The sequence below is a fragment of the Streptosporangium sp. NPDC006930 genome, from assembly GCF_040635605.1.
In the GTDB taxonomy this organism is placed as follows: Bacteria; Actinomycetota; Actinomycetes; order Streptosporangiales; family Streptosporangiaceae; genus Streptosporangium.
The window spans coordinates 1-1,480 of the sequence record NZ_JBEYID010000070.1 but is presented as its reverse complement, the minus strand read 5'-3'; the positions used below and the strand labels follow the sequence as shown (position 1 = coordinate 1,480).

General features: G+C 70.5%; 1 protein-coding gene. It reads left to right on the top strand.

All coding sequences use genetic code 11. The features are described 5' to 3' along the window. The coding region (locus ABZ664_RS39385; RefSeq protein WP_362522395.1) for a polyketide synthase dehydratase domain-containing protein at window positions 1-1,480 on the top strand (1,480 nt) is incomplete at both ends.

The following is a 1,480-nucleotide window of genomic DNA, read 5'->3' as shown; positions in this document are numbered from 1 at the left end:
AGAATCTGCGGCGCACGGTGGCGTTCGCTCCGGCGGTTGGGCAGTTGCTGGAGCAGCGGTATCGGGTGTTCGTGGAGGTGAGTCCGCATCCGGTGTTGACGGTCGGTATCGGCGAGTGTGTGGACGAGACCGACACCGTCACGGTGATCTCCGGGACGTTGCGCCGCGATGAGGGTGGCTTGGAGCGGGTGCTGGTCTCGGCCGCGGAGTTGTTCGTCCGGGGCGTGAAGGTCGACTGGCAGCAGGTGCTGACCGGAGGCCGACGGATCGACCTGCCGACGTACGCCTTCCAGCACCAGCGGTTCTGGCCGAACGAGAGGCAGAGCGGTGATGCCCGCGTGCTGGGCCTGGCCGCTACGGGGCATCCGCTGCTGGGTGCGGCGGTGGGCCTGGCCGATTCTGACGGGATGGTGCTGACGGGCCGGTTGTCGCTCTCGTCGCATCCGTGGCTGGCCGATCACGTGGTGGCCGGGATGGTGTTCTTCCCAGGGACCGGGTTCGTGGAGCTGGCGGTGCGTGCCGGTGACCAGGTCGGTTGCGAGCTGGTCGAGGAGTTGATCCTGGACGCTCCGCTGGTGCTGGGCGAGGACGACGCGGTCGTGGTGCAGATCGCGGTGGGTGCGCCGGAGGAGACCGGTCGGCGGAGCGTGAGCATCTACGCCCGTTCGGCGGACGCGACCGAGGAGGTGCCGTGGGTGCGGCACGCCACCGGCACGCTCGCCATGGGGAGCCGGGCCGCGGTGCCGTTCGACACGGCGGTGTGGCCTCCGGCCGACGCGACCGCGATCGAGCTGGACGGCCTCTACGACCAGCTGGCCGAAGGGCTGCTCGCCTATGGCCCGGTGTTCCAGGGATTGCGGGCGGCCTGGCGGGGTGCCGATGGCGCGGTGTTCGCCGAGGTGGCGCTGCCGGAGGAGGCGCAGTCGGACGCGGGTTCGTTCGGGGTGCATCCGGCGTTGCTGGACGCGGCGTTGCACGCGGTGAGCTTCGCCGGGCTGGACGCCGCGGCGGGTACGCGCTTGCCGTTCTCCTGGGACGAGGTGTGCCTGCACGCGAGTGGGGCGACTCTGCTGAGGGTGCGACTGGCCAAGGTGGGCGAGGACGCGGTGTCGCTGAGCGCGGTGGACTCCGCCGGGGAGCCGGTGGTGTCGGCGCGTTCCCTGGTGCTGCGCCCGGTCTCGGCCGACCAGCTCGTCGCCGTCGGTAGCACCCCAGCGGTGGAGCGGGACGCGTTGTTCAGGCTGGAGTGGACGCCCTCGGCTCAGATGCCGGTATCCGACGCCGAACCGGACGTGGTCGAACTCGCCGGAGAAGCCCTTTCTGACCTGGCCCTGCTGGAGTCGGTGCCGGATGTGGTCATGGTCTCGGTGGGGTCGGCCGTTGCCGAGGACGTGGTGGAGTCGACGCACGCGGTGGTCGCGCAGGTGTTGGAACTGCTGCAGGAGTGGTTGGCCGATGAGCGGTTCGTCGGCTCGCGGTT